Raw genomic sequence first — 2183 nt, 5'->3', positions numbered from 1 at the left:
GCCGAGGTGATCAAGACCCGGCGGGCGGTGTTCATCGAGTCCTCGTACTTGCAGGGCGGGTCGCGCAGGCACGTGCTGCTGCGGCACGTGCTGCCCAACGCGTCGCGCTCGGTGCTGACCCTGGCGGTGCTCCAGTTCGGGCTGTCCGTGCTGGTGATCGCGGGTCTGGCGTTCCTGGGCTACGGCGACCCGCCGCCCGCGTCCGACTGGGGCCTGCTGGTCTCGGTCGGCAAGGACTTCCCGCTGGCCCCGTGGCTGGTCACCGCGCCCGCGCTGGTGATCATCACGACCGTCCTCTCCGTGAACAGGATCAGCCGATGGCTCCGCAGGACAGACTGACCCTGGACCGCCCCGAGTCCCACCGGGGGACCGGGCGACTGCTCCGGGTCGAAGGGCTCTCCGTGTCGTACGGAGGCGATCAGGTGGTGTCCGATGTGGACTTCGACCTGGCGCGCGGGCGCTCGCTCGCGCTGATCGGCGAGTCCGGCTCGGGCAAGTCGACGATCGCCCGCGCGGTGCTGCGGCTGGGTTCCGGGCGGGCCACCGGGCGGGTCGAGTTCGAGGGTCGGGACGTGCTGTCGTTGCCGGAGCGGGATTTCCGGCCGCTGCGCGGCAGGCGGATCGGGTTCGTGCCGCAGGACCCGGCCAGCTCGCTCAACCCGGTGCGCACGATCGGCGCGCAGGCGCTGGAGGCTGCGGCCCTGCTGGACGGGGACGTGGACCGGCGCGCGGCGGTGCTGGAGGTGTTCGCGCAGGTCGGTCTGGACGAGCCGCGCCGGGTGTTCGACTCGTACCCGCACCAGCTGTCCGGCGGGATGCTCCAGCGGGTGCTGATCGGGCTGACCGTGCTGCCCCGGCCCGCGCTGGTCGTGGCGGACGAGCCGACGTCGGCGCTGGACGTGACGATCCAGAAGCGCGTGCTGGACCTGCTCGGGCGGCTCGGGCGGGAGCTGGACATCGGGCTGCTGCTGATCACCCATGACCTGGCGGTGGCGGCCGAGCGGGCGGACTCGCTGGTGGTGCTCAAGGACGGGCGGGTGCGCGAGTCCGGTCCGACTGCGGAGGTGTTCGCCTCGCCGTCGCAGGAGTACACGCGGCGGTTGCGCGCGGACGTGCCCGCGCTGAACCCGGACCGGCACGCGGACGCGCGCGCGAAGGCCGCCGCGTCGGCCGGGCCGCCGAGGATCGAGGTGTCCGGGGTGGTGAAGTCGTTCGGCTCGCTGCGCGCGGTGGACGGCGTGTCGTTCACCGTCCCGGCCGGGACCACGCACGCGCTGGTGGGCGAGTCCGGGTCGGGCAAGACGACCACGATCCGGCTGCTGCTGGGGTTGGAGGAGCCGGAGGAGGGCTCGATCCGGGTGGCGGGCGAGGAGGTGTCGGGGCGCTCGCACGCGTCGCTGCGGGCGCTGCGGCGGCACCTGCAACTGGTGTACCAGAACCCGTTCACCTCGCTGGACCCGACGTGGACCGTGCAGCGGCTGGTGGGCGAGTCGCTGGGGCGGTTCAAGGTCGGGACGCGGCGCGAGCGGGAGCGGCGGGTGCTGGAGGCGCTGCGGGCGGTCGGGTTGGACGAGGGGCTGCGCACCCGCAGGCCGGGCACCCTGTCGGGCGGGCAGCGGCAGCGGGTGGCGCTGGCCAGGTCGCTGGTGCTGCGGCCGGACGTGGTGGTGCTGGACGAGCCGACGTCGGCGCTGGACGTGAGCGTGCAGGCGGGGATCGTGGAGGTGCTGCTGGAGCTCCAGGCGGAGCTGGGGCTGACGTACGTGTTCGTGTCGCACGACCTGGCGCTGGTGCGGCAGCTGGCGCACACGGTGTCGGTGCTGCACCGGGGGCGGGTGGTGGAGGACGGGCCGGTGGAGGCGGTGCTGGGGGCGCCGGGGCACGAGTACACGCGGGCGCTGGTGGAGTCGATCCCTGCGGGAGCGGGGTGAGCCGGGCGGGAGCGGGGTGACGCTTCAGGGTGTCACCTGGTCCGGTTCACTCGGGGTTCCCGGCGCGCGCGGGCGGGTACGGGGGCGGAGCGTGGCCAGGGTGTTCGCCAGGGTCCTCCTCGCCGTGCTCGTCGCCCTCGCCGTGCTGCTCCCGGCCGGGCCGGTCGCCCTCGCCCAGGCGGGCAGCGTGGGCGGCGCCGCGTTCTTCGACACCAACAGCGACGGGTTGATCAGCGACGGGTCGACCAGCCC

General features: G+C 74.1%; 2 protein-coding genes. Both read left to right on the top strand.

The genetic code is table 11. The features are described 5' to 3' along the window. A partial coding sequence (locus ACTUAL_RS16865) for an ABC transporter permease subunit (protein WP_440900934.1) occupies positions 1-339 on the top strand: 339 nt, incomplete at its 5' end. Positions 340-422: 83 nt separating this feature from the next. Further along, positions 423-1931 (top strand): dipeptide ABC transporter ATP-binding protein, encoded by a 1509-nt coding sequence (locus tag ACTUAL_RS16860; protein ID WP_440900933.1) that lies wholly within the window; start codon positions 423-425, stop codon positions 1929-1931. Positions 1932-2183 lie beyond the last annotated feature (252 nt).

This window comes from Actinosynnema sp. (assembly GCF_052038725.1).
This window is presented reverse-complemented; position numbering and strand designations above follow the sequence as displayed.